At 74.2% G+C, this 26,138-nt stretch carries 27 protein-coding genes; 16 read left to right on the plus strand and 11 right to left on the minus strand.

Translation table 11 applies throughout. From position 1 onward, the window contains the following. Positions 1-85: 85 nt before the first annotated feature. Positions 86-3,364 (plus strand): DEAD/DEAH box helicase, encoded by a 3,279-nt coding sequence (locus tag Q6350_RS08805; protein ID WP_305065958.1) that lies wholly within the window; start codon positions 86-88, stop codon positions 3,362-3,364. Between the two features lie 15 nt (positions 3,365-3,379). Here the strand turns inward: Q6350_RS08805 and Q6350_RS08810 are convergent, their stop codons facing one another. Continuing rightward, a complete protein-coding gene (locus tag Q6350_RS08810) occupies positions 3,380-5,614 on the minus strand; it encodes a RecQ family ATP-dependent DNA helicase (protein WP_305065981.1) in 2,235 nt (744 codons plus the stop codon). 266 nt (positions 5,615-5,880) lie between these two features. Further along, a complete protein-coding gene (locus Q6350_RS08815; protein ID WP_304603743.1) occupies positions 5,881-6,297 on the minus strand; it encodes a hypothetical protein in 417 nt (138 codons plus the stop codon). Between the two features lie 59 nt (positions 6,298-6,356). Here Q6350_RS08815 and Q6350_RS08820 point away from each other — a divergent pair, with 59 nt between their 5' ends. Genes Q6350_RS08820 through Q6350_RS08850 form a run of 7 tightly spaced genes read left to right on the plus strand, consistent with a single transcriptional unit; the run spans position 6,357 to position 11,347 of the window. Further along, positions 6,357-6,803, plus strand: coding sequence for a ubiquinol-cytochrome c reductase iron-sulfur subunit (locus tag Q6350_RS08820; RefSeq protein WP_171247720.1), 447 nt, complete (start codon positions 6,357-6,359; stop codon positions 6,801-6,803). Between the two features lie 19 nt (positions 6,804-6,822). Continuing rightward, positions 6,823-7,956 carry a histidinol-phosphate transaminase gene (locus Q6350_RS08825; RefSeq protein WP_304603744.1) on the plus strand — a complete coding sequence of 378 codons (1,134 nt, stop codon included), beginning with the start codon at positions 6,823-6,825 and terminating at the stop codon, positions 7,954-7,956. Next, positions 7,953-8,555, plus strand: a complete 603-nt coding sequence (gene hisB / locus Q6350_RS08830; RefSeq protein WP_171247718.1) for an imidazoleglycerol-phosphate dehydratase HisB — start codon at positions 7,953-7,955, stop codon at positions 8,553-8,555. The genes Q6350_RS08825 and hisB overlap by 4 nt, the downstream gene beginning before the upstream one ends. Further along, the gene (locus Q6350_RS08835) at positions 8,556-9,101 is read left to right on the plus strand and encodes a hypothetical protein (protein ID WP_171247717.1); all 546 of its coding nucleotides are present in this window, start codon (positions 8,556-8,558) and stop codon (positions 9,099-9,101) included. Further along, positions 9,101-9,847 (plus strand): imidazole glycerol phosphate synthase subunit HisH, encoded by a 747-nt coding sequence (hisH, locus tag Q6350_RS08840; RefSeq protein ID WP_305065959.1) that lies wholly within the window; start codon positions 9,101-9,103, stop codon positions 9,845-9,847. Before Q6350_RS08835 ends, hisH begins: the two co-directional genes overlap by 1 nt. 34 nt (positions 9,848-9,881) lie before the next feature. Then, complete coding sequence (priA, locus tag Q6350_RS08845) at positions 9,882-10,613, plus strand: bifunctional 1-(5-phosphoribosyl)-5-((5-phosphoribosylamino)methylideneamino)imidazole-4-carboxamide isomerase/phosphoribosylanthranilate isomerase PriA (protein WP_304603746.1); 732 nt, start codon at positions 9,882-9,884, stop codon at positions 10,611-10,613. Continuing rightward, complete coding sequence (locus Q6350_RS08850) at positions 10,610-11,347, plus strand: SseB family protein (RefSeq protein WP_171247714.1); 738 nt, start codon at positions 10,610-10,612, stop codon at positions 11,345-11,347. Before priA ends, Q6350_RS08850 begins: the two co-directional genes overlap by 4 nt. A 5-nt stretch (positions 11,348-11,352) precedes the next feature. Here Q6350_RS08850 and Q6350_RS08855 read toward each other — a convergent pair whose 3' ends face one another. The 5 genes from Q6350_RS08855 to Q6350_RS08875 form a co-directional block, all read right to left on the minus strand. Beyond that, entirely contained in the window at positions 11,353-12,081 is a 729-nt protein-coding gene (locus Q6350_RS08855; protein ID WP_304603747.1) for a S1C family serine protease, read from the minus strand. After that, positions 12,078-12,668: a hypothetical protein gene (locus Q6350_RS08860; RefSeq protein WP_304603748.1), complete on the minus strand. Its 591-nt coding sequence runs from the start codon at positions 12,666-12,668 to the stop codon at positions 12,078-12,080. Before Q6350_RS08860 ends, Q6350_RS08855 begins: the two co-directional genes overlap by 4 nt. A gap of 1 nt (position 12,669) precedes the next feature. Further along, complete coding sequence (locus Q6350_RS08865) at positions 12,670-13,026, minus strand: DUF1844 domain-containing protein (protein WP_171247712.1); 357 nt, start codon at positions 13,024-13,026, stop codon at positions 12,670-12,672. Between the two features lie 89 nt (positions 13,027-13,115). After that, the gene (locus Q6350_RS08870; RefSeq protein WP_304603749.1) at positions 13,116-14,561 is read right to left on the minus strand and encodes a catalase; all 1,446 of its coding nucleotides are present in this window, start codon (positions 14,559-14,561) and stop codon (positions 13,116-13,118) included. Positions 14,562-14,590: 29 nt separating this feature from the next. Then, positions 14,591-15,022 (minus strand): Fur family transcriptional regulator, encoded by a 432-nt coding sequence (locus Q6350_RS08875; RefSeq protein WP_305065960.1) that lies wholly within the window; start codon positions 15,020-15,022, stop codon positions 14,591-14,593. Positions 15,023-15,428: 406 nt separating this feature from the next. Here Q6350_RS08875 and infC point away from each other — a divergent pair, with 406 nt between their 5' ends. From infC to Q6350_RS08895, 4 genes are all read left to right on the plus strand, one after another. Continuing rightward, on the plus strand, positions 15,429-16,112 hold the full coding sequence (gene infC / locus Q6350_RS08880; RefSeq protein ID WP_369810846.1) for a translation initiation factor IF-3: 684 nt from the start codon (positions 15,429-15,431) through the stop codon (positions 16,110-16,112). Positions 16,113-16,215: 103 nt separating this feature from the next. After that, entirely contained in the window at positions 16,216-16,410 is a 195-nt protein-coding gene (rpmI, locus tag Q6350_RS08885; RefSeq protein ID WP_171247709.1) for a 50S ribosomal protein L35, read from the plus strand. A gap of 60 nt (positions 16,411-16,470) precedes the next feature. After that, entirely contained in the window at positions 16,471-16,854 is a 384-nt protein-coding gene (rplT, locus tag Q6350_RS08890; RefSeq protein ID WP_171247708.1) for a 50S ribosomal protein L20, read from the plus strand. A gap of 44 nt (positions 16,855-16,898) precedes the next feature. Further along, entirely contained in the window at positions 16,899-17,753 is an 855-nt protein-coding gene (locus Q6350_RS08895; protein ID WP_305065961.1) for an RNA methyltransferase, read from the plus strand. Positions 17,754-17,838: 85 nt separating this feature from the next. Here the strand turns inward: Q6350_RS08895 and Q6350_RS08900 are convergent, their stop codons facing one another. Then, positions 17,839-18,198, minus strand: a complete 360-nt coding sequence (locus Q6350_RS08900) for a hypothetical protein (protein ID WP_304603752.1) — start codon at positions 18,196-18,198, stop codon at positions 17,839-17,841. A gap of 134 nt (positions 18,199-18,332) precedes the next feature. Here Q6350_RS08900 and thpR point away from each other — a divergent pair, with 134 nt between their 5' ends. The 4 genes from thpR to Q6350_RS08920 are packed head-to-tail and all read left to right on the plus strand — an operon-like array spanning position 18,333 to position 23,517. Continuing rightward, entirely contained in the window at positions 18,333-18,968 is a 636-nt protein-coding gene (thpR, locus tag Q6350_RS08905) for an RNA 2',3'-cyclic phosphodiesterase (protein ID WP_304603753.1), read from the plus strand. A gap of 40 nt (positions 18,969-19,008) precedes the next feature. Beyond that, positions 19,009-20,082 carry a phenylalanine--tRNA ligase subunit alpha gene (pheS, locus tag Q6350_RS08910; protein WP_304603754.1) on the plus strand — a complete coding sequence of 358 codons (1,074 nt, stop codon included), beginning with the start codon at positions 19,009-19,011 and terminating at the stop codon, positions 20,080-20,082. Beyond that, positions 20,082-22,685, plus strand: a complete 2,604-nt coding sequence (gene pheT / locus Q6350_RS08915) for a phenylalanine--tRNA ligase subunit beta (protein ID WP_305065962.1) — start codon at positions 20,082-20,084, stop codon at positions 22,683-22,685. Before pheS ends, pheT begins: the two co-directional genes overlap by 1 nt. Continuing rightward, a complete protein-coding gene (locus tag Q6350_RS08920; RefSeq protein ID WP_304603756.1) occupies positions 22,678-23,517 on the plus strand; it encodes an SDR family oxidoreductase in 840 nt (279 codons plus the stop codon). The genes pheT and Q6350_RS08920 overlap by 8 nt, the downstream gene beginning before the upstream one ends. Before the next feature lie 3 nt (positions 23,518-23,520). On the opposite strand, the gene Q6350_RS08925 is transcribed toward Q6350_RS08920, so the two are convergent. From Q6350_RS08925 to Q6350_RS08935, 3 genes are read right to left on the minus strand one after another with little or no spacing between them, the layout of a single operon-like run. Next, the gene (locus Q6350_RS08925) at positions 23,521-24,312 is read right to left on the minus strand and encodes an LLM class F420-dependent oxidoreductase (RefSeq protein ID WP_304603757.1); all 792 of its coding nucleotides are present in this window, start codon (positions 24,310-24,312) and stop codon (positions 23,521-23,523) included. Positions 24,313-24,337: 25 nt separating this feature from the next. Further along, a complete protein-coding gene (locus tag Q6350_RS08930) occupies positions 24,338-25,135 on the minus strand; it encodes a methyltransferase domain-containing protein (protein ID WP_304607398.1) in 798 nt (265 codons plus the stop codon). A gap of 13 nt (positions 25,136-25,148) precedes the next feature. Then, positions 25,149-26,132 (minus strand): quinone oxidoreductase, encoded by a 984-nt coding sequence (locus Q6350_RS08935; protein WP_304607399.1) that lies wholly within the window; start codon positions 26,130-26,132, stop codon positions 25,149-25,151. Positions 26,133-26,138: the final 6 nt, after the last annotated feature.

Consider the following 26,138-nt stretch of genomic DNA (forward strand, 5'->3'; position numbering starts at 1 on the left):
TGTCGCGGCTCCCGCGAAATAGTGTGCCAAGCGGTCGGCGGCACCCCGGCGCCGACCGTCGGTGGGGCGTGACAGCATGGACGCCATGCCCACCGTCCCGCCCCGCGTCGACCCGCTCGAGATCGGCGGACTGGTGGGGGCCACGACCTTCCGCCGCGCCCAGGGCTACGAGCGCGGCGGCATGGTCGTCTCCTGGAGCTGGGACGCCGAGGCCCGGGTCCTCGCAGCGCGGGTCGCGGGCAGCGCGGTGCGCCCGTACGGGTGCCGCATCCGGTTCACGGTCGACGCCGACGGGCGGTACGCGGTCGACGAGGCGTCGTGCAGCTGCCCGGTCGCGACGGACTGCAAGCACGTGGCGGCAGCCCTGCTGCACGTGGGCCGGCACGGCGCGGACGGCCCCGGAGGACAGGACGCGCCGGGAGGATGGCGCGGTCGGCTCGCCGCGGTGACGTCGGCCGGACCCGACCCGGCGAGCGCCGGCGCCGTCCTGCCGGTCGGCCTGCGGTTCCGGCTGGACGGGGCCTTCGCCGAGGCACCCCCCGAGCTGTCCGTGCGACCGGTCGTCCCGGCCCGCAACGGCGGGTGGAAGACGGCACCGGAGGCCGGCTGGGAGGCGCTGGCCCGGGGCCTGTACGCCTTCGCCGACGTCCGGGCCACGCCTGCCCCCGCGGTGCGGCGCTGGTTCGCCGACCTCGGGGCCGCGCTCAGCGACGGCGTCACCCGCAGCCGCGAGGCCTGGCGACCGCTGGCCACGGCAGGACGAGGGCTCTGGCCGCTGCTGGCCGAGGCCGCCGAGCTGCAGATCCCCCTGGTGGGGCAGGGGAGCCGCGACGAGGTGCTGCTGGGGCGCACGGCCTCCCTGCGGCTGACCGCCCGGTCCGTCGCGGACGGCGTCCGGCTGGACCCCGTGGTGTCGGTCGACGGCGAGGACGTCGTGGGACCCGAGCGTCAGGGTGCCGTCGGCACCAGCGGGCTGTTCACGGTCGAGACCCGCGGCGGCCGCACGCTGCTGCGCCTCGCGCCCACCGGCGCCCGGCTGACCGACGGTGCGCGCGAGCTCGTCGGTGGCGGGTCGCTGGACGTGCCGGCCGCCGACGTCGACGAGCTGGTCGGCGAGCACCTGCCCGCCCTGCGTCGTGCCGTCACCGTCGTCTCCGACGGCAGCGTCGAGCTGCCCGAACCCGCACGGCCGGTGCTCGTGGCCCGCGCCGACTTCGACTCCCCGCAGCGCGCCGTCGTGCGCTGGTCGTGGCGGTACCCGCGCCCGGCCGGTGCGCCTCGCGAGGTGCCGCTGGACGGTGCGGCGCACGACCCCTCCCGTGGACCCGAGGCCGAGGACGAGATCCGGGCCGCTGCCGTCGCGGCCGTGCGCGGACTGGCCGGGTTCGAGCGCTTCGAGATCGCCCGGCAGCAGACGTACACCGGCCTGGAGGCCCTCGACCTCGCCGGTGAGGTGCTGCCCGCCCTGGCCGGCGCCGGTGTCGTCGTCGAGGCGCCCGACGTCCCCGACTACCAGCACCTGGACGCCCCGCCCCGGGTCGTGGTCGACGGCGCCGCGTCCGGCGACGCGGACTGGCTCGACCTCGGGATCTCCGTCACGGTGGCAGGCCGGGAGGTTCCCTTCACCCGCCTGTTCACGGCGCTGGTCCGCGGGCAGAAGCGTCTGCTGCTCACGGACGGCTCCTGGTTGCGGCTGAACCACGCCTCGTTGCGTCGCCTGCGGAACCTCGTCGACGAGGCCTCCGCCCTCGAGGACGTGCCCGGCCGGCTGCGGGTCAGCCGGTACGACGCCGAGCTGTGGGGGGAGCTGGAGGACCTCGCCGACTCCGTCGACGTGTCCGCGCGGTGGCGGCGGACCGTGGCGGACCTGCGTCTCCTCGCTGCCGGCGACCGGACCGTGGCACCGGTGCCCGCGCCGCCCGGACTGTGCGCCGAGCTGCGGCCGTACCAGCACCGCGCGTACGAGTGGCTGAGCTTCCTGCACGGCCACGGGCTGGGCGGGATCCTCGCCGACGACATGGGCCTCGGCAAGACGCTCGAGGTCCTCGCCTTCGTGGCCGGGGTCCGGGTACGGGCCGAGGACGGCCCGCGTCGACCGTTCGTCGTGGTGGCTCCCGCCTCCGTCGTCGGGAACTGGGTCGACGAGGCCGCACGCTTCACCCCCGACCTGCGCGTCGTGCCCGTCCCGTCGACCACGAAGAAGCTCGGCCGGTCCCTGGCCGACCTCACCGACGGGGCCGACGTCGTCGTGGTCTCCTACGCCGTCTTCCGGCTGGACGTCGCCGCCTTCGAGGGACGCCCGTGGGCCGGGCTGGTCCTGGACGAGGCGCAGTTCGCGAAGAACCCCCGGACGCGGGCCCACCAGACCGCCCGCCGGCTCGACGCCCCCTTCAAGCTCGCCGTCACGGGCACCCCGCTGGAGAACAACCTCACCGAGCTGTGGGCGATGCTCGCGATCGTCGCCCCGGGGCTGTACCCGTCGTCGCACCGGTTCCGCGCCGAGGTGGTGCGACCGGTCGAGGCCGCAGCACGCGACGACGACCCGCAGGTCGTGGCCGCCGGGAACCGTGCGCTCGGGAGGCTGCAGCGTCGGCTGCGCACCCTCCTGCTGCGCCGCACCAAGGAGCAGGTCGCCCCCGAGCTGCCCGCCCGGACCGAGCAGGTGCTGCGGGTCCCGCTCACCGCCGACCACCGCAAGATCTACGACACCCACCTGCAACGGGAACGGCAGCGCCTGCTCGGGCTGCTCACCGACTTCGAGGCCAACCGCGCCGCGATCTTCCGGTCGCTGACCACGCTGCGGCGGCTGGCCCTGGACGCCGCCCTCGTCGACGACGCCTACGCCGGGGTGACGTCGGCCAAGCTCGACCTCGTGGTGGACCAGCTCGTCGAGCTCGTCGCCGAGGGTCACCGGGCGCTCGTCTTCTCCCAGTTCCCCTCCTTCCTGCGCCGGGTGGCCGCCCGGTGCGCCCAGGCCGGGCTGGCGACCGTGTCCCTCGACGGCAGCACCCGCGACCGTTCCGGGGTGATCGCCGGGTTCAAGGCCGGCGAGGCACCGGTGTTCCTCATCAGCCTCAAGGCGGGCGGGTTCGGGCTGAACCTCACCGAGGCCGACCACGTCTACCTGCTGGACCCGTGGTGGAACCCGGCCGCCGAGGCCCAGGCGATCGACCGCACCCACCGGATCGGTCAGACCCGGCCGGTGCAGGTCACCCGGCTGGTCGCGGCCGACACCATCGAGGAGAAGGTCATGGCGCTCGCGCGGCGCAAGGCCGCGCTGTTCGACGCGGTGGTCGACGATGCCACCGCACGGTTCGCGGGGGTCCTGGACGCCGACGACGTCCGGGGCCTGCTGGGGGCGTAGGCCGGCCGGGAACCCTCAGCGCACGCCGAGCACGAACGGGTGCACGGCCGCCGCGCCCGCCTGACGCAGCAGCCGGGCCGCGACGGTGAGCGTCCACCCGGAGTCGGTCCAGTCGTCCACCAGGAGCACGCGGCGACCGGGCAGGCCGGACAACGCCGCCTCGTTGAGCTCCAGCCGCAGCCGTCGGGCCACGCCGGCGAGGCGCATCGCGGAGTTGACGTCGTGCCGTCCGGGCTCCTCGGCGCCCGGCGCCGGGCCGACGGCCCCGATCAGCGGCACGCCCAGATAGGCGGCCAGGCCGTGGGCCAGGTGGTACGTCAGCTGCGGCCGTGTGACGGAGCGCACGGCGACGACGCCCTCCACGACGACAGGGCGCTCCCCGCCCTCCTGGGCGGCGTCGCCGTGCAGGGCGTCCCAGTCGTCCAGCACGCGTGCCGCCGCGCCGCGCAGGGCGACCGGGGTCTCGCCGTCGGGCGTCGTGGGGGCGAACAGGTCGCGGACCGGGTTGGACCAGCCGAGACCGTCGAACCGTGCCACGGCCCGTCCGGGCTCGGCGCGCTCGCCGGGGTCGATCTTGCCCTTGAGGTCCAGCCCAAGGGTGGACAGCCCCGAGGGCCACATCTTGCGCGGCTCGACGCCGACGCCGGGTCGGTCCATCTCCGAGCGCGCCTCGGCGACGGTGTCGTCCGCGGGGGGCGGCGGCAGCGTCACGCCCCCGCAGCGGTCGCAGCGCCCGCAGCTCCACCCGTCGGGCAGCTGCGGGTCGTCCAGCTGCTCCCGCAGGAACCGCATGCGACAGCCCGGGGTCGCGATGAAGTCGAGCATCGCCTGCTGCTCACGGTGGCGGGTCTCCGCCACGCGGGCGTAGCGCTGCGCGTCGTAGACCCACTCGGCGCCGGTCGCGACCCAGCCGCCCTGCACGCGGCGCACGGCGCCGTCGACGTCGAGGACCTTGAGCATCGTCTCCAGGCGTGACCGCTTGAGGTCGACGTGCGTCTCCAGCGCGGCCGTCGAGAGCGGGGCCCCGGCGTCGGACAGTGCGGCGAGGGTGGCGCGGACCTGGTGCTCCGCCGGAAAGGCCTGCGACCCGAACCAGTCCCAGATGGCCTTGTCCTCGTGGCCGGGCAGCAGCACGACCACGGCGTCGTCGACGCCGCGGCCGGCGCGGCCGACCTGCTGGTAGTACGCGATCGGCGAGGACGGTGCGCCCACGTGCACGACGAAGGCCAGGTCGGGCTTGTCGAAGCCCATGCCGAGCGCCGAGGTCGCCACGAGCGCCTTGACCTCGTTGGTCTTGAGGTCCTCCTCGAGCTGGGCGCGCTGGGTCGGGTCGGTGCGTCCTGTGTAGGCCGCGACGGCGAGTCCGGCGGACCGGAGCTGGGCGGCGATCTCCTCCGCCGCCGAGACGGTCAGGCAGTACACGATCCCGGACCCGTCGATCTCTTGCAGCGCCTCGACGAGCCAGGCCACGCGGGTGGGCTGGTCGCCGAGCTCGAGCACCGCCAGGTGCAGTGACTCGCGGTCGAGCCCGCCGCGCAGCACCAGGACGTCGTCGCTGGTGGCGAGCGTGCCGTCGGCGCTCGCGACCCCCTCGCCGTGGACGGCCATCTGCTCGGCGACGTCCCGGGTGACCCGTTCGTTCGCGGTGGCCGTGGTCGCGAGCACCGGGATGCCCGGCGGCAGGTCGGCGAGCAGCGTGCGGATGCGCCGGTAGTCCGGACGGAAGTCGTGGCCCCAGTCGGAGATGCAGTGGGCCTCGTCCACGACGACCAGGCCGGCGTCCGCCGCGAGCCGCGGCAGCACCTCGTCGCGGAAGGCCGGGTTGTTCAGCCGCTCCGGCGAGCACAGCAGCACGTCCACCTCGCCGGCGGCGATCTGGGCGTGGATCGCGTCCCACTCGGTGACGTTCGAGGAGTTGATCGTCACGGCGTGGATGCCGGCCCGGTCGGCCGCCGCGATCTGGTCGCGCATGAGCGCCAGCAGCGGGGAGACGATGACCGTCGGCCCGGCGCCGCGTGCCCGCAGCAGCTGCGTGGCGACGAAGTACACGGCGGACTTGCCCCAGCCGGTGCGCTGCACCACCAGCGCCCGGCGATGGAACGCGACGAGGGCCTCGATCGCGGTCCACTGGTCCTCGCGCAGCACGGCGTCGTCGCGGCCGACCAGGGCCCGCAGCGCGGCGGCGGCCTCGTCGCGCAGGGTGCTCGAGCCGTCGGCGCCGCCGGCGGTGTCCATCAGGCCGCGCAGCATCGCCAGCTTGGCCCGCCGCGTCGCCTCGGCGCGGTCAGCGCCCGCGGACGAGCCGGGGGCCGCACCGGGTGCGGGAGCGGCCGCGGGACGGGCCAGGTGGGCGTCCGCCGGCGGCCCGCTCTCGTCGTCCGGCGGCGGGGCGTCGTCGTCCGGCGGCACGTCGGCGTCCGTCCAGACGGGCTCGAGGTCGGCGTACGGGTCGTCGGCGGAGGTCACCCTGCGATCGTAGGGGGCGACGGCGACAGCACGGGTGCCGGTCCACAGCCTCAGCGGCGCTGCTCGCGCAGCAGCGCGACCGTGGAGGCGACCACGGCGAGGACCTCGGCGACCGCGGCGATGGTCTCGTCCCGGCCGAACATCAGCGGTCCGGACACGTCGAAGAACCCGACCGTGCCGGAGGCCACGAACGCCAGCAGGGTGGTCGCGCCGAACACGATGCCGCCGACCAGCGGGAGCCAGTGCCGCCAGACGACGAGCAGCACCGCCAGCACGGCCCCGCCGGCGGCGTTGAGGAGGAACAGCGGCCCGACCACGTCCAGGTCCTGGTACCCCTGGTTCCACAGCAGGAGGTGCACGACCGCCGAGGCGGCCACGCCGACGGCGGCCGCCGAGCGCCAGAACCAGGCGACGTGCGTGCCGGACACGCCGTGCTTCGCTGGCACCGGCCCGCTGGGTGCGTCCATGATGGTCATGCTGCCACCGGAACGTGAGATCCGTCACCCCTGACACCCGAGGAGTCGCCATGACGCCGTCCACCCCGCCCTGCTGCTCGCGCCGCCAGCTCCTGCGCGGTGCCGGTGCCGCCGCCGGCGTCGCGGTCGCCGGCGGGGTGCTCGTGGCCTGCAGCGAGGGCACCGACCCCGGCGCGTCCGCGGACGACGCCGCCTCGTCCGGCGCGGGCGAGGCGGTCGTCGCGCTCGCCGACGTCCCGGTGGGCGGCGCCGTGAGCGCCGAGGTCGGGGGAGTGCCGGTCCTGGTGACCCAGCCCGCGGAGGGCGAGGTGCACGTCTTCAGCGCGGTGTGCACGCACCAGGGGTGCACCGTCACCCCGGGCGACGGTGTGCTCGAGTGCCCCTGCCACCGGTCCGTCTTCGCCCTCGACGACGCCGCGGTGCAGTCCGGCCCGGCTCCCGAGCCGCTGGCCGAGATCGCGGTCGAGGTGTCCGGGGGCGACGTCGTGGTCGTCTGACAGTTCGTAGACTGGGGCGGTGACCACCCCCGACGCGCCGGCCCTGCCGCTGCGCCCCGAGCTCGCCGACCAGGTGCCGTACGGCGCCCCGCAGCTCGACGTCCCCGTGCTGCTGAACGTCAACGAGAACCCGTACCCGCCCTCCGAGGAGGTCGTGGCCGGCATCGCCGCCGGCGTCGCCGACGCCGCGCGCTCGCTGAACCGCTACCCCGACCGCGACTTCCCGGCGCTGCGCCAGGACCTGGCGGACTACCTCGCCGTGGAGTCCGGCGTCCGGGTCGCACCCGAGCAGGTGTGGGCGGCCAACGGGTCGAACGAGGTCATGCTGCACCTGCTGCAGGCGTTCGGCGGCCCGGGTCGCACGGCGCTGTCCTTCGCCCCGACCTACTCCATGTACCCGGAGTACGCGCGGGACACGCACACCCGGTGGGTGACCGGTCGCCGGGCCGAGGACTTCACGATCGACGCGACCACGGCCGTGGCCACGATCGAGGCCGAGCAGCCCTCCGTGATCCTGCTGGCGAGCCCCAACAACCCGACCGGGACCGCGCTGCCGCGCGCCACCCTCGAGGTGGTCCTGGAGGCCGCGGCACGGATCCCCGCCGTGGTCGTCGTCGACGAGGCCTACGCCGAGTTCCGACGTGCCGGGACGCCGTCCGCGCTGGAGCTGGTGGACACCTACCCGCACCTGGCGGTGACGCGCACCATGTCCAAGGCCTTCGCGGCGGCCGGTCTGCGCCTCGGCTACCTCGCCGCGTCGGCACCGCTCGTCGACGCCCTGCGGGTGGTCCGTCTGCCGTACCACCTGTCGGCCGTGACCCAGGCCGCCGCCCGGGCCGCGCTGTCCTACCGCGACCTCCTGCTGGCTCAGGTGGCGGACCTGCGTGCGCAGCGGGACGCGCTCGTGGCATGGTTGCGTCGGCAGCACAGCGCCGGTCGTCCGGTGCAGGTGGCCGAGAGCGACGCCAACTTCGTGCTCTTCGGGACCTTCGCCGACCGGCACGCGGTCTGGCAGGGGCTGCTGGACCGCGGTGTGCTGATCCGCGAGACCGGGCCGGACGGCTGGCTGCGGGTCTCGGTCGGCACCCGGGAGGAGACCCAGGCGTTCCAGGACGCGCTGACCGACGTGATCGCCGAACAGGAGCAGGGATGACAGGCCGCACCGCGCGCATCGAGCGCGCCACGAGCGAGTCGACCGTCGTCGTCGAGCTGGACCTCGACGGGGCCGGGCGCACCGACATCTCCACGACGGTGCCGTTCTACGACCACATGCTCACCGCGCTGGGCAAGCACTCGCTGATCGACCTGACGGTGCGCGCCACCGGCGACACCGACATCGACGCGCACCACACCGTGGAGGACACCGCGATCGTCCTCGGCGAGGCGCTCAAGCAGGCCCTCGGCGACAAGAAGGGCATCGCGCGCTTCGGCGACGCCCTCGTCCCCCTCGACGAGGCCCTCGCCCAGGCCGTGGTGGACGTCTCCGGCCGTCCGTACCTCGTGCACTCCGGGGAGCCGGCCGGGCAGGAGTACCACCTGATCGGCGGGCACTTCACGGGATCCCTGACCCGGCACGTGCTCGAGTCGATCGCCCACCACGCGGACATCTGCCTCCACGTGCGTGTCCTGGCCGGTCGGGACCCGCACCACATCGTCGAGGCCCAGTTCAAGGCCCTGGCCCGTGCGCTGCGGGCCGCCGTCGCGCTCGACCCACGGGTCGAGGGCATCCCGTCGACCAAGGGAGCGCTGTAGGTGCCCAACTTCCCCGAATCCGACCGGCCCGGCCCGTCCGGGTCGTCCGAGCCCGAGCTGCCGGAGGGCCTGGAGATCCCGGACGACCTGTCGGCTCTGACCGGTTCCGACGAGCCCGAGATCGCGGTGCTCATCACCCAGGTCGCCGACGCCGAGGCGCTCGCGGCGGCCTGTGTGCTGGCCCAGATCGAGGTCGACGCCGTGCCGACGCCGGTCGGCGCGCTGGCGGTCCTGCGCGACCGCTCCGGCGAGGCCCCGCGCGCCGCGGCGGCCCGCATCTCGCAGGTCGTCAAGGGGGTGCCCCTCGTGCTGGTGACGCGGGACGGCGAGCAGCTCACCTGCCGCCGCTACACCGACGGCGCCGACGACGGCGAGCTGCCGCCCGGGCTGGTTCTCGGCGGCGCGCCCGAGGCGCTGGAGGACCTGCTCACCGGCCACCTCTCGCTCGACGAGCTGCCCGGCGTGGTGTCCTCGGACGGGATCGGCCGGCTCAAGGCCGTCCGGATGCTCTCGGCCGTGTCCCGCAAGGCCCGGAAGAAGAAGTGATGGGCGCCTCCGAGACCCCCGAGCTGCTGCCCGAGGGAGGTGCCTCCGCCGAGCTCAACGCACGGCCCGCCCCCGCCGCCCGGTCGTCGCACCGTCCGGGCGTCGTGGTCCTCGACTACGGGTTCGGCAACGTGCGCTCCGCGGTCCGTGCCCTCGAGCGTGTCGGCGCGGAGGTCGAGCTGACCGCCGACCGGCACGTGGCCGGGGAGGCCGACGGGCTGGTGGTCCCGGGCGTGGGCGCCTTCGCGGCGTGCATGGCGGGCCTGCGCGAGGTGCGCGGCGACCAGGTCGTCGACCGACGCCTCGCCGGCGGGCGCCCCGTGCTGGGCATCTGCGTGGGCATGCAGGTCATGTTCGACGCGGGTGTCGAGCACGGTGTGCGCACGGAGGGCCTGGGGGAGTGGCGTGGCGTCGTCGAGCGTCTGGACGCGCCGGTCGTGCCCCACATGGGGTGGTCCCGCGTGGAGGCCGCGACCGGCTCGACGCTGTTCCGCGGCGTCGAGGACGAACGCTTCTACTTCGTCCACTCCTACGCGGCGCAGTCGTTCACCCAGGGTCACGACGACGACGCCGACCCGCGCTTCACCCCGCCGCTCGTCACGTGGTCGTCGCACGGACCGGCGGACTCGCCGGCGCGGTTCGTCGCGGCCGTCGAGGACGGCCCGCTGTCCGCCACGCAGTTCCACCCCGAGAAGTCCGGCGACGCCGGCGCCACCCTGCTCGAGAACTGGGTGCGCTCGCTCTGACCGTCCTCTCCCACCACGACTGGAGAACTCCCGCATGACCGAACGACTGGTGCTGCTGCCCGCCGTCGACGTCGCGGACGGCCAGGCCGTCCGTCTCGTCCAGGGCGAGGCCGGCTCGGAGACCTCGTACGGCGACCCGCTGTCCGCCGCCCTCGACTGGCAGGAGGGCGGTGCCGAGTGGATCCACCTGGTCGACCTCGACGCCGCCTTCGGCCGCGGCTCGAACGCCGACCTGCTGGCCCGCGTGGTCCAGGAGGTCGACGTGCAGGTCGAGCTGTCCGGCGGCATCCGCGACGACGCCTCCCTCGAACGCGCCCTGGCCACCGGCGCCCGGCGCGTCAACATCGGCACCGCCGCGCTGGAGGACCCGGCCTGGACCGCCCGCGTCATCGCCGAGCACGGCGACGCCGTGGCCGTCGGCCTGGACGTGCGGGGCACGACCCTGGCGGCCCGCGGCTGGACCCGTGACGGCGGTGACCTGTGGGAGGTGCTCGAGCGGCTCGACGCGGCCGGCTGCGCCCGCTACGTCGTCACCGACGTCACCAAGGACGGGACGCTGCGCGGCCCCAACGTGGACCTGCTGCGGGAGGTCGCCGCGCGCACCCCGGCCAAGGTCGTCGCCTCGGGCGGGATCTCCTCCCTGGACGACCTCGCCGCGCTGCGGACCCTCACCGGTGACGGTGTCGAGGGTGCGGTCGTCGGCAAGGCGCTGTACGCGGGGGCGTTCACGCTGCCCGAGGCGCTCGACGTGGCGGGCCGGCCATGAGGTCGATCCAGCCCACGAGCCAGTTCGCCGGCGACGACGGGTCCGCGGACGCCGAGCTGGTGCGTCGCCTCGAGGGGTGGCGCGCCGGGACGACGCCGCTGCGCGACGTCGTCGCCCGGCTCGCCGAGACGCGTGTGCTCGTCCCGGTCCTCGCGGAGGTCGAGTCGCAGGGCACCGTCGAGCACGACGGCGCCGAGCTCGCGGTCGACAAGGAGGCCTCGGCGGGCGTCGTCGCCCTCGAGTCGCCCGACGGTCGCCGCGCCCTGCCGATCTTCTCCTCCGTGGCGGCCATGCAGGCCTGGCGGGCCGATGCGCGGCCGGTGCCCGCCGAGGCGGCCCGCGCCGCCCTGTCGGCCGTGGACGAGAAGTGGTCGCTGCTGGTCCTGGACCCTGCCGGACCGGTCACCGCCCTGGTGCCCCGGCCCGCCGTCTGGGCGCTCGCCCAGGGTGTGGAGTGGCGCCCGGCGCTGGTCCCCACGGACGACGGTCTGGAGGTCGACGCCGAGGTGGCCCGGGCCATCGCGGACGCCGCCGCCCCCGTGCAGCACGTCGTGCGCGCGACGGCGCTGCCCGGCCGGTCGGCGGAGGTGGCGGTGCGCCTGGAGCTGAACCCCGGGCTCGACCGCGCGGGCCTCGACGCGGTGCTCGGCCAGGTCAACGCGCGGCTCGCCGCCGCCACGGTGGTGGCCGAGCGCGTGGACTCCCTCGAGCTGCGCATCGCCGCCGCTCGCTGAGGCCGTCAGCAGGCCGGCAGCGGCGTGAACGCGCTGGTGTCCTCCAGCAGCTCGCGCAGCGTCGACTGCGGGACGACCAGGGAGCGTCCGTCGGTCGTCTTGGCGTAGACCACGCCGATGACGCGCCCGGCCTCGTCCAGGGCGGCGGACCCGGAGGAGCCAGGTTCCACGGGAGCGTCCGTCACGAGCACCTCGCCGAGGTTCTCGTTGAGCGGGTCGGTCGTGGTGCCGATGACCTCGCCCGCGGTGACGGTCAGCGCGCCACCGGACGGGTACCCGACCACGCTGACCGACGCCCCGGGCTCCGGGTCGGCCTCGGCCAGCTCGGGGGCGGACGGCAGCTCGTCCTCGGTGCGCACGACCGCGAGGTCGGCGAGGGCGGCCGTGCTCGCCGCCGACACGTCGATGTCGCGTCCGTCGTAGGTGTTGACCTGCAGCGACTCCGAGTCCGCCACGACGTGACGGTTGGTGATCAGCGTGGTGGCGTCCAGCGCGAACCCGGAACCGGTCGACAGTCCCTGGCAGCCGACGTTGCGGATCCGCACGGCCATCCGCTGGACCGCGTCGAAGCCGTCGGGGGAGAGGCGGGCCGACTCCTCGGGGTCCAGCGACGGGACCGCCACGGTCGGGACCAGGTCGGCCGGGACCGGCGGCGGCATGTCGGGCAGCGTGCCGCAGGACGCCGCGAGCGCCACCGCCGCCGCCACGACGCCCGTGCGCAGCGGTGCCCTCACCGCGAGAGCTCCTGCTGCAGCTGGTCGTTGGCCTCGGTGGCCTCGTCGCACAGCGCCTGGACGTCCTCGCCGAACCGCTCGAGGTCGGCCGGGTCGTAGGCCTCCCGGTTCTCCAGGTACCCGATCAGCTGGAACTGCGCCTGGGTGCACTGCCCGAGCGCGGTGGCCACGACGCCCGCCGCCTCGCTGACGCGGCGCTGGTAGTCCAGGTACTGCTGGCTGGCGACGTTCTCGTCGCCGAGCTGGGCCTTCTCGTCGGCGAGCGCGGTGATCCGCTCCGTGGCGGTGTCGAGCTGCTCGCGTGCGGCGACGAGCTCGGCGGTGACCCCGTCCAGCTCCACCTGCAGCGCCGCGACCTCCTCCGCGTACCGCTGCGCCTCGCCCTCCCACTCGGCCGCGTGGTCCTCCCACGCGTCCGTGGTCTGCCACAGGTACCCGGCGGTGGCGACGGCCACGACGAGGGCCACGGCGAGCACGATCGTGGCGACCCGCCAGCCCCGTCCTCTCCGGGGCGTCCCGCGCCCGGGCGCGGGTTCGGTGCGGTGCACCGGCCCCGCGGCCTCCCAGGACGGCGTCGGCGACGTCATGTCAGACGACGGAACCCGTGTAGGACTCCCCGGGACCCTCGCCGGGGGCGTCCGGGACGACGGACGCCTCGCGGAACGCCAGCTGCAGGGACCGCAGCCCGTCCCGCAGAGACCGTGCGTGCTGGTTGCCGATGTCCGGCGCGCTGGCGGTGACGAGCGCGGCCAGCGCCGTGATGAGCTTGCGGGCCTCGTCGAGGTCGAGGTGCTCGGAGGCGTCGTCCTCGGCGGCGAGGCCGCACTTGACCGCGGCGGCGCTCATCAGGTGGACCGCTGAGGTGGTGATGACCTCGACGGCGGCCACGTCGGCGATGTCGCGCGTGGCCCCGGTCGCGTCGAGGGGGTCGGTGCTGGCGTTCATGGGGTACATCTTGGCACCTTCCGGCGCCCGCACGACCGAGGCCGGACCCGCGTCGGCGGGTCCGGCCTCGGGACGTCAGGTCACACCGGTCAGGCGGCGACCTCGGAGCGCAGCTTGGCGCCGAGCTCGGCGTCCACGTTCGTCCAGTACTGGAAGAAGCGCTCGCGGATCTCGTCGACCGTGATCGCCTTGCCCTGACCCGTCAGGGTCTCCAGGAAGCGCGCCTTGGCGGCGTCGTCGAAGACCTCCCGGTAGAGGGTGCCGGCCTGCCCGAAGTCGTCGTCCTCGGCGTGCAGGGTGTAGGCGGAGCGCATCAGCTCGCCGTCGGTCTCCCAGCTGCCCTCGGCGGTGCGCGTCGGGTCCGCGGCCGGGCCGCCGAAGGAGTTCGGCGTGTAGACCGGGTGCTCCGGGCCGTTGAAGTGGTACTGCATCGGGCCCTGGTGCATGTAGGTGTGCACCTCGGAGGCGTGCGGCTGGTTCACCGGGAGCTGGTTGAAGTTGGCGCCGATGCGGTGGCGGTGCGCGTCGTTGTAGGAGAACACGCGGGCCATGAGCATCTTGTCGGGGGAGATGTCCGTCCCCGGCACCTGGTTGCCCGGCGAGAACGCGGCCTGCTCGATCTCCGCGAAGAAGTTGCGCGGGTTGCGGTTCAGGGTGAAGGTCCCGACCTTGATCAGCGGGTAGTCGGCGTGCGGCCAGACCTTCGTCATGTCGAACGGGTTGAACCGGTAGGTCTTGGCGTCCTCGTACGGCATGACCTGGACCTTGACGTCCCAGGAGGGGTGCTCGCCGCGCTCGATCGCCTCGTACAGGTCGCGGCGGTAGTAGTCCGCGTCCTCGCCGGCGATGCGCTCGGCGTCCTCGTTGCTCAGGTGCTCGACGCCCTGGTGCGAGATGAAGTGGTACTGCACCCAGAACCGCTCGCCCTCGGCGTTGATCCACTGGTAGGTGTGCGAGCCGTAGCCGTTGAGGTGGCGCCACGACCGCGACAGCCCGCGGTCGCCCATGAGGTAGGTCACCTGGTGGGCGGACTCGGGCGACAGCGTCCAAAAGTCCCACTGCATGTCGGCGTCGCGCAGACCGGAGGCGCCGAGGCGCTTCTGGGAGTGGATGAAGTCCGGGAACTTCATCGCGTCGCGCAGGAAGAACACGGGGGTGTTGTTGCCGACGACGTCGAGGTTGCCCTCGGTGGTGTAGAAGCGCAGCGCGAAACCGCGCACGTCGCGCCAGGTGTCGGGGGAACCCTGCTCGCCCGCCACGGAGGAGAACCGCAGCAGGGTCTCGGACGTGGCACCGGGCTGGAACACGGCGGCCGCGGTGTACCGCGAGACGTCCTCGGTGACCTCGAACTCACCGAACGCGCCACCGCCCTTGGCGTGCGGGTTGCGCTCGGGGACGCGCTCGCGGTTGAACGAGGCGAGCTTCTCGACCAGGTACCGGTCGTGCAGCACGGTCGGGCCGTCGGCACCGACCGTGAGGGAGTACTGGTCGCTCGCGACCGGGCTGCCGGTCTGCGTCGTCGTGGGGGTCGTCATGGAGTGACGTCCTTTCTCAGGGGGTTGTGTCAGCCGCGGCACCGGGGGCACAGCCCCCAGAAGGTCACCTCGGCGAGGTCGACCGTGAAGCCGTGGTCGTCGCTCGGCAGGAGGCAGGGCGCGTGCCCCACCGTGCAGTCGACGTCCGCGACCGCTCCGCACGCGCGGCAGACGATGTGGTGGTGGTTGTCGCCGACCCGGCGCTCGTAGCGGGCGGGGTGGCCGGCGGGTTCCATCCTGCGGAGCAGGTCGGCGTCGGCCAGGGCGTGCAGCGAGTCGTACACCGCCTGGACCGAGACCGTGCCCAGCTCGGCCCGCACGGCCCGCACCACGGTGTCGGCCGTCGAGTGCTGGTGCTCACCGAGCGCACGCAGGACGGCGAGCCGTACTCCCGTCACGCGCAGACCGGCGTCGCGCAGCAGCTGGCGCTCCGCCGGGTCGTCGATCGGTGTCCTGCTCATGCCGTCACCCTAGATCGTTCCCTGGAATCGTTCCAGTCTTGGGGTCGTGTCGGGGTGACGGAGGCGACACGGGTTCCCGTGGCCGCCCTACGGCGCCTCCGTGCTACAGTGTGTGGTCGACCGACCCGGCTGCCCAGTGGCCGGGTGCAGCAAGTGGAGATCATCCCACCCGCGCACCGACAGGCAGATGCCGACAGGGGCCGGGTCCGGTCGGACGACTCGCGTCGTCCCACCAGGTCGTCCGTCGGTGCGGGGCACCGGAGGACGACGGTATCGATGGCCTCCGCCTGCTGACTCAGGACGGGGGCCTTTCTCGTTCCTGACGGTCGTCACATCGAGCACTAGGAGCATCACCATCAGCGAGCCTCGCATCAACGACCGGATCCGCGTCCCCGAGGTCCGGCTCATCGGCCCGGGCGGGGAACAGGTCGGCGTGGTCGCCACGGGAGTCGCCCTGAAGCTTGCCCAGGACGCTGACCTCGACCTCGTCGAGGTCGCCCCGGCAGCCCGTCCGCCCGTCGCCAAGCTCATGGACTACGGCAAGTACAAGTACGAGTCGGACATGAAGGCGCGTGAGGCGCGGCGCAAGCAGGCGAACACCCTCCTGAAGGAGATCCGGTTCCGTCTCAAGATCGACCCGCACGACTACGCCACCAAGAAGGGCCACGTCGAGCGGTTCCTCGCGGCCGGCGACAAGGTCAAGGTCATGATCATGTTCCGTGGTCGTGAGCAGTCCCGCCCCGAGGCCGGTGTGCGTCTGCTCGAGCGGCTCGCGGACGACGTGGCGGACCTCGGCTTCGTCGAGTCCATGCCGAAGCAGGACGGCCGCAACATGACCATGGTCCTCGGGCCGGTGAAGAAGAAGTCCGAGGCCAAGAGCGAGCAGCGCAAGCGGTCCGCCGAGGTCAACGCCCAGCGCAAGACCAAGTCCGAGGTCAAGGCCGAGGCGCGCCGCGCCGCGGACGACCAGGTCGAGCCGGAGCCGGCCGAGGAGCCGGTGGAGGCGCCGGTCGAGGAGCAGGCAGCGCCCGAGCCCAGCGCCGCGGCGGGGCCGAAGCCGGGGCCGAAGCCCGGTCCTCGGGAGCGCTGAGCACCGCACGAACCATCTGACACCGGGTCGGCCCCCACCGGCCACGGTCAGCACCACGTCCCCGCCCCCGGGCGGGTGACCGACACGAGGAGAGACGGCAGTCATGCCGAAGAACAAGACGCACTCCGGTGCCAAGAAGCGCTTCCGGACGACCGGCAAGGGCAAGCTCATGCGTGAGCAGACGAACGCCCGGCACTACCTCGAGCACAAGTCGAGCCGCCGTACGCGTCGGCTCGCCGTGGACCAGGACGTCGCCCCGGCCGACGTCAAGCGAATCAAGAAGATGCTCGGTAAGTGATCTCTCCGGCGGCTCGCGCCGCCGGGAGCACTTGTCGACCCGAACTGCAAGGAGCATCACGTGGCACGCGTGAAGCGGGCGGTCAACGCCCACAAGAAGCGTCGTACGACCCTCGAGCGCGCCAGCGGTTACCGCGGCCAGCGTTCCCGTCTGTACCGCAAGGCCAAGGAGCAGGTCACCCACTCCTTCGTCTACTCGTACCGTGACCGGAAGGCCAAGAAGGGCGACTTCCGCAAGCTGTGGATCCAGCGCATCAACGCTGCGGCCCGCCAGCAGGGTCTGACCTACAACCGTTTCGTCCAGGGCCTCAAGGCCGCGGGCGTCGAGGTCGACCGTCGCATGCTCGCCGAGCTCGCGGTCAACGACACCGCCGCGTTCAACGCGCTGGTCAAGGTCGCCAAGGACGCCCTGCCCCAGGACGTCAACGCGCCGAAGGCCGCCTGAGCTCCGGCTCGGTCTTCCAGGACGCCCGGACAGCCCTCCTGCCGATGCCCCGCATCCCGGACGTGACCCTCGCCAACCCGCGAGCAGGTCGCGTCAAGCAGGTCAGGGCGCTGTCCGGGCGTTCTGCACGTGCGAAGCACGGACAGTTCCTCGTGGAGGGACCCCAGGGCGTCCGCGAGGCCGTGCGGCACGCGTCCGCCCGGGTGCGCGACGTCTACCTCACGGCCTCCGCGGCGCGACGGCACCCCGAGATCCTGGACACGGCGCTGGACGCCGGGCTGTACGTGCACCTGGGTACGCCCGAGGTGCTGGACGCCATGAGCCCCGACGCGCAGGGCGTCCTCGCCGTCGTGCGCACCGACGAGCCCGAGCTGGGCGAGGCCCTGGACCGGCGCAGGTCGCCGGACCGTCCGCTGCTCGTGGCCGTGCTGGCCTCCGTCCGCGACCCCGGCAACGCCGGCGCCGTGATCCGTGCCGCCGACGCGGCGGGGGCGGACCTGGTGGTGCTGGCCGGTGAGAGCGTCGACGTCCACAACCCGAAGGTCGTCCGCTCGACGGCGGGCTCGCTCTTCCACCTCCCGGTCGTGACGGGGGTGCCGCTGTCCGACGTGGTCGAGGGCGTCCGTGCCGCCGGGTGCGCCGTGCTGGCCGCCGACGGCACCGGCGACCACGACCTGGACGATCTGCTCGACGTCGCCGGCGCGAGCCCCGAGGGTGTGCCCGACCTGGCCGCCTCCGCCGCCTGGGTGTTCGGCAACGAGGCCTGGGGCCTGCCGAGCGAGGACCGGGCGCTGGCCGACGCCGTCGTCCGTGTCCCGATCCGTGGCCGGGCCGAGTCGCTGAACCTCGCCACCGCCGCCACGGTCTGCCTCTACGCCTCCGGACGCGCGCAGCGCTGAGACCCTGGCGCACCCGTCCGGACATGACCGAAGGCCCCGCGTGGGACGAACACGCGGGGCCCTCGGCCGGTCGATGGGCCCGAGATCAGGCCGGGCAGGCGGCGTCGATGGCGCCGTCGACGTCCGCGCCGGGCAGCAGCACGTCCGCGTAGGCCTTCAGCACCACGTTCGCGGTACCGGGGTCGGTGCGGTGGATCTTCAGCACCGTGCTGAAGGGCAGGTAGTCGCCGCTCCCGATCGGCCACTCGAGCCCGTTCGCGGCCACGCTGCTCAGGACGCCGGTGTCCTGGAGCACGCCGATACCGAACTGCTGGCACTCGATGCCGGTGGGCTTGCCGCCCTCACCCGCACCTACCGGGGCGTGGGCGGAGGCCGAGCCGGCGGCTCCCACCGTGGCCAGGGCGGCGAGGGCCGCGGACACGCCGGCGATCGCGATGCGCTTCATGGGTCTTTCCTCTCCTTCGGGGCCATGACACCCGTGTGTTCGTCGGGGGCCCCTCGGTCGGATGCAGACGGATCGAAGTTTTTTCGACGGATCACGCAGACCCCCCCGCCGACGCCCGGCCGTACGATCGGCGCGTGCGACTCTTCACGGCCGTCTACCCACCCCGCGAGGCGCTCGAGCACCTCGACCTGGCGCTCGGCGGGGTCGGCGGCGGGTCGCCCACGGCGCCGGCCGGCGGCCCGCGGTGGGTGCCCCGGGAGCAGCGGCACGTGACGCTCGCCTTCCACGGAGGGGTCCCCGACGGGGCGGTCGAGGACTACGTCGCCGAGCTGGCCGCCGTGCTGGAGGGGACGGCGGCCTTCGAGCTCGTGCTGGTGGGCAGCGGGACGTTCGGCGGCCGCACGCTCTGGGTCGGTGTCGGCGGTGACGTGGACCGGCTGCGGTCGTTGTCGCGCGACGTCTCCGCCGCGGCCGCCGAGGCCGGGATCCACGGGGCGGACCGCGCCGGCGGGAGACCGCACCTGACGGTGGCCCGGTCCTCCGGCGCACGGGTGGGCGGCGACCGGTCCGGCGGGCGCCGCGGCCGGCGTGGTGCGGAGTCGGCCGAGCCGGTCACGCCCTTCTCCCGGTGGGCCCACGCCCTGGCGGTCTACCGCGGACCCTCCTGGCCGGTCCGGACGGTGCACGTGGTGGCCTCGCGGCTCGGCGCCGGCCGGTCCGGCGGTCCGGCCCACGACGACGTCGCGGTGCTGCCGCTCGCGGGACCATAGACTGTGCGGTGCCGCTCTCACACCACGCAGGAAGGCACGCATGACTGCGCCCGAACCGCTGCCCGACCCGCTGGACGTCGCCGCCCTGGACGCCGCGGTGGACGCCGCGCTGGCCGACGTCGCCGCAGCGACCCAGCTCGACGAGCTGAAGACCGTCCGCACCCGTCACACGGGTGACAAGAGCCCGCTGGCCCTGGCCAACCGTGCCATCGGGGCGCTGCCCGGCCCCGACAAGGCCGCGGCCGGCAAGAACGTCGGTCCCCGGCGCGGACGCATCAACCAGGCGCTCACGGCCCGGCAGGCCGAGCTCGAGGCCGAGCGCGACGCGCGGGTGCTCGTCGAGGAGACCGTCGACGTCACGCTGCCGACGAACCGGACCCCGGCCGGTGCCCGCCACCCGATCGAGCTGATCCAGGAGCGCGTGGCCGACTTCTTCGTCGGGATGGGCTGGGAGATCGCGGACGGACCCGAGGTCGAGGCGGAGTGGTTCAACTTCGACGCGCTGAACTTCGGTCCGGACCACCCGGCCCGCCAGATGCAGGACACCTTCTACGTCGCGGGCACCGACGGGGGAGACCGCACCGACGGTGCGAACCTCGTGCTGCGCACCCACACCTCCCCGGTCCAGGCCCGGTCCCTGCTGGCCCGCGGTGTGCCGCTGTACATCGCCTGCCCCGGCAAGGTGTTCCGCACCGACGCCCTGGACGCGACGCACACGCCGGTCTTCCACCAGGTCGAGGGCCTCGCCGTCGACGAAGGACTGACGATGGCGAACCTCGTGGGCACCCTGGACGCCTTCGCCCGGGAGATGTTCGGCCCGGAGGCGAAGACGCGCCTGCGTCCGAGCTTCTTCCCGTTCACCGAGCCCAGCGCCGAGATGGACCTGTGGTTCCCGCAGAAGAAGGGTGGTGCCGGCTGGATCGAGTGGGGCGGCTGCGGCATGGTGCACCCGAACGTGCTGCGGGCCGCCGGCGTCGACCCCGAGGTCTACTCCGGGTTCGCGTTCGGCATGGGCATCGAGCGCACGCTCATGCTCCGCCACTCCATCGCTGACATGCACGACATCGTGGAGGGCGACGTGCGCTTCTCCACGCAGTTCGGGACGGAGATCTGATGCCCCGCATCGTTGCAGACTGGCTGGCCGACCACGTCGAGCTGCCCGCGGACCTCACCACGGAGCAGCTCGCCGCCGACCTGGTCCGGGTCGGGTTCGAGGAGGAGGAGATCCACCCCGCCGCGGTCTCCGGGCCGCTCGTCGTCGGCCGGGTGCTGGAGATGACCGGCGAGCCGCAGAAGAACGGCAAGACGATCAACTGGTGCCTGGTCGACGTCGGGCCGGAGCACAACGCGACCCGGATCACGGGCGTCGACGACGCCGACGTGCCCGCCGGTGGTGCGCGGGGCATCGTGTGCGGCGCGCACAACTTCGGCGTCGGCGACCTCGTCGTCGTCTCCCTGCCGGGCACGGTGCTGCCCGGCGGGTTCGCGATCGCGTCGCGCAAGACCTACGGGCACGTCTCCGACGGCATGATCTGCTCGACCAAGGAGCTCGGCCTGGGCGACGACCACGGGGGCATCCTCGTGCTGACCGAGGCCGGGTTCGACGCCGCGGACCTCACCCCCGGGCAGGACGCGGTCGCGCTGCTCGGCCTGGGTGACGAGGTGCTCGAGATCAACGTCACCCCGGACCGCGGCTACGCCTTCAGCTACCGCGGGGTTGCCCGGGAGTACGCCCACTCGACCGGCGCCGCGTTCACCGACCGCGGCCTGGCCGAGGCGCTGCCCACCGCGCCGCCGGCCGCCACCGCGGACGGGTTCGCCGTCGCGGTGGACGACACCGCGCCGATCGACGGGCAGGTCGGCTGCGACCGGTTCGTCACGCGCATCGTGCGGGGGATCGACCCGACCGCGCCGACGCCGCCGTGGATGAAGCGACGGCTCGAGGGCTCCGGCATGCGGTCCATCTCCCTGGCCGTGGACGTCACCAACTACGTGATGCTCGACCTGGGTCAGCCGCTGCACGCCTACGACCTCGACGCGGTCACGGCACCGATCGTGGTGCGCCGTGCGGCACCGGGGGAGCGGCTGACCACCCTCGACGAGGTCGACCGCGCCCTGGACACCGAGGACCTGCTCATCACCGACTCGCCCGACGGCCCGGGCTCACGGGTGCTCGGCCTGGCCGGCGTCATGGGGGGCGCCTCGTCGGAGGTCTCCGCGGCCACCACGGACGTGCTCGTCGAGGCGGCGCACTTCGACCAGGTCACCGTCGCCCGTACCGCCCGTCGGCACAAGCTGCCCTCCGAGGCCGCCAAGCGTTTCGAGCGCGGCGTCGACCCGCGCCTGCCCGCCGTCGCCGCGCAGCGCGTCGTCGACCTGCTCGTCGAGCTCGGCGGCGGCACGGCCGACCCGGCGGTGAGCGACCTGGACACCACCACGACCCCGGCGCCCCTGGCCATGGACGTCTCCCTGCCGTCCCGCACCTCGGGCGTGCCGTACACCCGCGAGCAGGTCGTGCAGATCCTGGAGCAGATCGGGTGCGCGGTGTCCGGTGCGGACACCCTGACGGTCACGCCGCCGACGTGGCGGCCCGACCTGGTCGAGCCGGCGGCGCTGGTCGAGGAGGTCGTGCGCATCGCCGGCTACGACCAGATCGCCTCCGTCCTGCCGGCCGCCCCGGGCGGTCGGGGCCTGACGCCGGAGCAGCGCATCCGCCGCTCCGTCGCCCGGGCGCTCGCGGACGCGGGGCTGGTCGAGGTGCTGTCCTACCCGTTCGTCGGGCAGCAGGACCTCGACGCCCTCGGGGTGCCCGCCGACGACCCGCGTCGGACCGCGCTGCGTCTGGCGAACCCGCTGGCCGAGGACCGCCCGCTGATGCGGACCACGCTGCTGGTCAGCCTGCTCGACACCGCGCGGCGCAACGTCTCGCGCGGGATCGACGACGTCGCCGTGTTCGAGATGGGCCAGGTGACCCGACCGGTCGCCGACGCCCCGGCGGCGCCGCAGCTGCCGGTGGGTGTGCGGCCCTCGCCGGACCAGCTCGAGGCGCTCGCCGCCGCCACACCCGACCAGCCGCGCCGCGTCGCCGGGGTGCTGACCGGGAACCGCGTCCCCGCCGGATGGTGGGGGCCCGGACGGCCGGTCGACTGGGCCGACGCCGTCGACGCCGCCCGGACGGTCGCCGACCTGGCCGGTGCCGAGGTCGTCGTCTCGAACGACCCCGACCACATGCCCTGGCACCCCGGTCGCTGCGCGCGGTTCGAGGTCGCCGGCGGTGACGGAGAGGTCCGGACCGTGGGGCACGCGGGCGAGCTGCACCCCAAGGTGCTCGAGGAGCTGGGCCTGCCGCGCCGCACCGTCGCCTTCGAGATGGACCTGACGGCGCTCGTCGACGTCGCCGACGGGTCGCCCCGGGTCGCGGCGCCGGTCTCGGCCTTTCCCGCGGCCAAGGAGGACTTCGCCCTCGTCGTGGACGCCACGGTGCCGGCCGCCGACGTGGAGGCCGCCGTCGTGGCGGGAGCGGGTGAGCTGCTCGAGCGGGTCGAGCTGTTCGACCTCTTCACGGGCGAGCAGATCGGCCGCGGCAAGAAGTCCCTGGCGTACTCGGTCCGGCTCCGGGCCGCGGACCGGACGCTGACCGCCGAGGACGTCCGGGCCGCCCGGGACGGCGTGGTGCGGGTCACGGCCGAGCGGGTGGGGGCGGTGCTCCGTGGCTGAGCCCCAGGACCTCCCCGCGGCGCGGACGGCGTTGGTCACCGGCGCGACGCGCGGCATCGGCCGCGCTGTCGCGCTCGGGCTGGCCGACGCCGGCCTGGACGTGGCGCTCCTCGCCCGGGACGCCGACCGGCTGGCCGAGGTCGCCGAGCAGGTGCGTGCGACGGGTCGTACGGCCGTCGTGCTGCCCTGCGACGTCACCGACCCCGAGGCGGTCGCGAGTGCCGTCCGGCAGGCGGAGGACGAGCTCGGGTCGGTCGACCTGCTCGTCAACAACGCGGGCCGCATCGACGCCGAGGTCCCCCTGTGGGAGGCGGACGTCGAGGAGTGGTGGCAGGTGATGGAGACGAACGTCCGCGGTCCGTTCCTGCTCGCGCGGCACGTCGTGCCGGGCATGCTGGCGCGTGGCGGCGGCCGGGTCGTCGACCTCAACAGCGGCGCCGGGTCGCACGACATGACCTACTCCAGCGCCTACAACCTGTCCAAGACGGCGCTGATGCGCCTGGGCCAGCAGCTGCACGCCATGGGCCACGACCAGGGTCTGCGCACCCTCGAGCTGGCACCCGGCGTCGTGGCCACGGACATGACCGCCGGGATGCGGACCCACGAGGGCCGTACGGAGTGGACGCCCGTCGAGCGCACCGTCGACGTCGCGGTCGCCTTCGCTCGGGGCGAGCTCGACGAGTGCTCGGGCTGGTTCGTGCGGGTCTCCGACGACACCCCGGAGTCGCTGCGGGCGGCGGCCGCCGAGGCGACCGCCGCCGTCCCGCGCCGGCTGCGGGTGCTGCCGGCCGGCGAGGGGGACGCGCTGGGTCACACGCTCACCGGCCGCTGAGCCTCAGCCCTGGGCGTCGCGCCAGGCGACCCAGTCGGCGACCCTCGACAGGTCGTAGTCGGGTCCGCCGACGCCCAGGGTCAGGAGCGTGGCACCGGCGTCGAGCAGACCCGGCCCGGTCGCGGCGGGCGAGCCGTGGACCCCGACCGACCGCTCGACGAGACGACCGGTGTCGCGCCCGACGGCTGCACCGTGCTCGTCGAGGATCGCCGACTTGCGGCGCAGCGTGTCGACGTCGCCGAAGGAGTGCCACACGTCGGCGTGCTCGGCCACGATCCGCAAGGTCTTCCTCTCCCCGCCGCCGCCGATGAGGATCGGGATCTCGCGCGTGGGCGCGGGGTTGCCGGCGGCGAGCCGCCGGCGGATGCGGGGCATGGCCTCGGCCAGCCCGGCGATGCGCGACCCGGCGGTACCGAACTCGTAGCCGAACTCCCGGTAGTCCTTCTCGAACCAGCCGGCCCCCATCCCGAGGATCAGGCGCCCGCCCGAGATGTGGTCGACGGTGCGGGCCATGTCGGCCAGCAGGTCCGGGTTGCGGTACCCGTTGCCGGTGACGAGAGCGCCGATCTCGACGCGCTCGGTCTGCTCGGCCCAGGCCCCGAGCATGGTCCAGCACTCGAAGTGCTTGCCGTCGGGGTCCCCCGAGAGGGGGTAGAAGTGGTCCCAGTTGAAGACGACGTCGACGCCCAGGTCCTCGGCGCGCAGGACGGCGTCGCGGATCTGGCCGTAGTCGGCGTGCTGGGGCTGGAGCTGGACGGCGACGCGCAGCGGCCGTTCCGTGGTGGGGGAGTCCATGGAGCCACGCTACGCCCGGACGCCGTCACCCGGTGGTGACCACGACGAAGACGCGGCGGAAGGCGAGCGGGGTCCCGTACGGGTGGCGCGGGTAGGCCCGGCGCAGCGCGGCACCGTACTCGGCGTCGAACTGCTCCCGCAGGGTGGTGCCGTGGTCGGCGTCGTGGGCCGCCAGGGCCTGTAGCACGGGCTGCGCCCCGGTCGCGGAGATCCAGCGCAGCACCGGGTCCTCGCCGGGAAGGACGTGCGTGTAGGTCGTCTCCCAGGCGTCGACCGCGCGACCCGGTCCGGCCAGGATCTCGAGGTAGTCCGCCGGGTCGCCGACCGCCCGTCGGGGCACGGGACCGACCACGTCGGCGTAGGGTCCACGTGCCGCCACCTCGCGCAGCAGGCGGTGGCTCGGTGCGTCCTGGTTGCCGGGCACGGAGAAGGCGAACGCCTCGCGGGCGAGGCCCGCGAGCGCCGGCAGCAGGTCCCGGTGGTCCGGCACCCACTGGAGCGTCGCGTTGCTGATCACGAGGTCCGGGCGTGACGGGACGCCCGTGGGCGGGTGGCCTGCGGCGAGGTCGCGCAGGTCGCCCAGCACGTAGCGTCCGTCGGGGTCGGCGGCGCGGGCGGCGTCGATCATGGCGGGGGACGCGTCCAGGCCGACGACGTCGGCGCCGGGCCATCGTCGGCGCAGCATCGCGGCCAGGTGGCCGGGTCCGCAGCCGAGGTCGAGGACGGAGCGCGGCGTGCCGGGCACACGGGCGAGGAGCTCGGCGAAGGGCCGGGAACGCTCGTCGGTGAAGCGCAGGTAGTCGGACGGCGACCAGTCGGGCACGGTGATCCTCTCGTCAGGGCAGGAGCAGCACCTTCCCGGTCGTGGCGCGACCCTCGAGGGCGGTGTGCGCGGCCGCGGCCTCGGCGAGCGGGTAGGCGGCGCCCACGCGGACGTCGAGGTCGCCGTCGGCGGCGAGTCCCAGGACCTCGCCCGCGCGCCACTCGATCTCGGAGCGGGTGGCGGTGTAGTGGGCGAGCGTCGGGCGGGTGAGATACAGCGAGCCGCCGGTGTTGAGCCGCTGCGGGTCGAACGGTGGCACCTGGCCGGACGCGCCGCCGAACAGCACGAGCGTGCCGCGGGGGCGCAGCGAGTCCAGCGAGGCGTCGAAGGTCGCGCGGCCCACGCCGTCGTACACGACGTGCACACCCGCGCCGTCGGTGAGTCGCCGCACCGCGGCGGGCAGCTCGGCGGTGAGGTCGTCCATCGCGGCGTAGTCGATCGTGTGCGCCGCCCCGGCCTCGCGCGACAGCGCCGCCTTCTCGGGCGACGAGACGGTGGTGACCACCCGTCCGCCGCGGGCCGTGGCGAGCTGGGTCGCGAGCAGCCCGACGCCGCCCGCCCCGGCGTGCAGCAGCACGTCGTGGCCGGGGCCGACCTCGAAGGTGGAGGCGACCAGGTAGTGGGCGGTCATCCCCTGCAGGGGGAGCGCGGCGGCCGTCTCGAGGTCCAGCGCGTCGGGCACGCGCACGGCGCCGGCGGCCGGCACGAGCGCGAGCTCGGCGTACGAGCCGGCGGCGTCGTGCCAGGCGACCCGGTCGCCCGCGGCGAACCCTCGGACCTCCGCCCCCACGTCCACGACGACCCCGGCGCCCTCGACCCCCACGACGTGCGGGTACTCCATCGGGTAGACGCCGGCCCGGCGGTAGGTGTCGATGAAGTTGACGCCGGCCGCCTCGACGCGGACCAGCAGCCGGCCGGGCCCGGGCTCGGGATCGGGCAGGTCGACGGACTCCAGGACCTCGGGACCACCCGCGGCGCGGGCCACCACTGCACGCATGCGACG

This window comes from Isoptericola sp. b515 (assembly GCF_030588125.1).
Taxonomy (GTDB): domain Bacteria; phylum Actinomycetota; class Actinomycetes; order Actinomycetales; family Cellulomonadaceae; genus Isoptericola; species Isoptericola sediminis.

What these genes read in the sequence shown, in the direction of transcription:
- Q6350_RS08805 (WP_305065958.1), top strand. Translation starts at nt 86, where the DNA reads ATGCCCACCGTCCCGCCCCGCGTCGACCCGCTCGAGATCGGCGGACTG.
- Q6350_RS08810 (WP_305065981.1), bottom strand. Translation starts at nt 5,614, where the DNA reads ATGCTGCGCGGCCTGATGGACACCGCCGGCGGCGCCGACGGCTCGAGC.
- Q6350_RS08815 (WP_304603743.1), bottom strand. Translation starts at nt 6,297, where the DNA reads ATGGACGCACCCAGCGGGCCGGTGCCAGCGAAGCACGGCGTGTCCGGC.
- Q6350_RS08820 (WP_171247720.1), top strand. Translation starts at nt 6,357, where the DNA reads ATGACGCCGTCCACCCCGCCCTGCTGCTCGCGCCGCCAGCTCCTGCGC.
- hisB (WP_171247718.1), top strand. Translation starts at nt 7,953, where the DNA reads ATGACAGGCCGCACCGCGCGCATCGAGCGCGCCACGAGCGAGTCGACC.
- hisH (WP_305065959.1), top strand. Translation starts at nt 9,101, where the DNA reads ATGGGCGCCTCCGAGACCCCCGAGCTGCTGCCCGAGGGAGGTGCCTCC.
- priA (WP_304603746.1), top strand. Translation starts at nt 9,882, where the DNA reads ATGACCGAACGACTGGTGCTGCTGCCCGCCGTCGACGTCGCGGACGGC.
- Q6350_RS08850 (WP_171247714.1), top strand. Translation starts at nt 10,610, where the DNA reads ATGAGGTCGATCCAGCCCACGAGCCAGTTCGCCGGCGACGACGGGTCC.
- Q6350_RS08860 (WP_304603748.1), bottom strand. Translation starts at nt 12,668, where the DNA reads ATGACGTCGCCGACGCCGTCCTGGGAGGCCGCGGGGCCGGTGCACCGC.
- Q6350_RS08865 (WP_171247712.1), bottom strand. Translation starts at nt 13,026, where the DNA reads ATGAACGCCAGCACCGACCCCCTCGACGCGACCGGGGCCACGCGCGAC.
- Q6350_RS08870 (WP_304603749.1), bottom strand. Translation starts at nt 14,561, where the DNA reads ATGACGACCCCCACGACGACGCAGACCGGCAGCCCGGTCGCGAGCGAC.
- Q6350_RS08875 (WP_305065960.1), bottom strand. Translation starts at nt 15,022, where the DNA reads ATGAGCAGGACACCGATCGACGACCCGGCGGAGCGCCAGCTGCTGCGC.
- rpmI (WP_171247709.1), top strand. Translation starts at nt 16,216, where the DNA reads ATGCCGAAGAACAAGACGCACTCCGGTGCCAAGAAGCGCTTCCGGACG.
- Q6350_RS08895 (WP_305065961.1), top strand. Translation starts at nt 16,899, where the DNA reads ATGCCCCGCATCCCGGACGTGACCCTCGCCAACCCGCGAGCAGGTCGC.
- Q6350_RS08900 (WP_304603752.1), bottom strand. Translation starts at nt 18,198, where the DNA reads ATGAAGCGCATCGCGATCGCCGGCGTGTCCGCGGCCCTCGCCGCCCTG.
- pheS (WP_304603754.1), top strand. Translation starts at nt 19,009, where the DNA reads ATGACTGCGCCCGAACCGCTGCCCGACCCGCTGGACGTCGCCGCCCTG.
- pheT (WP_305065962.1), top strand. Translation starts at nt 20,082, where the DNA reads ATGCCCCGCATCGTTGCAGACTGGCTGGCCGACCACGTCGAGCTGCCC.
- Q6350_RS08925 (WP_304603757.1), bottom strand. Translation starts at nt 24,312, where the DNA reads ATGGACTCCCCCACCACGGAACGGCCGCTGCGCGTCGCCGTCCAGCTC.
- Q6350_RS08935 (WP_304607399.1), bottom strand. Translation starts at nt 26,132, where the DNA reads ATGCGTGCAGTGGTGGCCCGCGCCGCGGGTGGTCCCGAGGTCCTGGAG.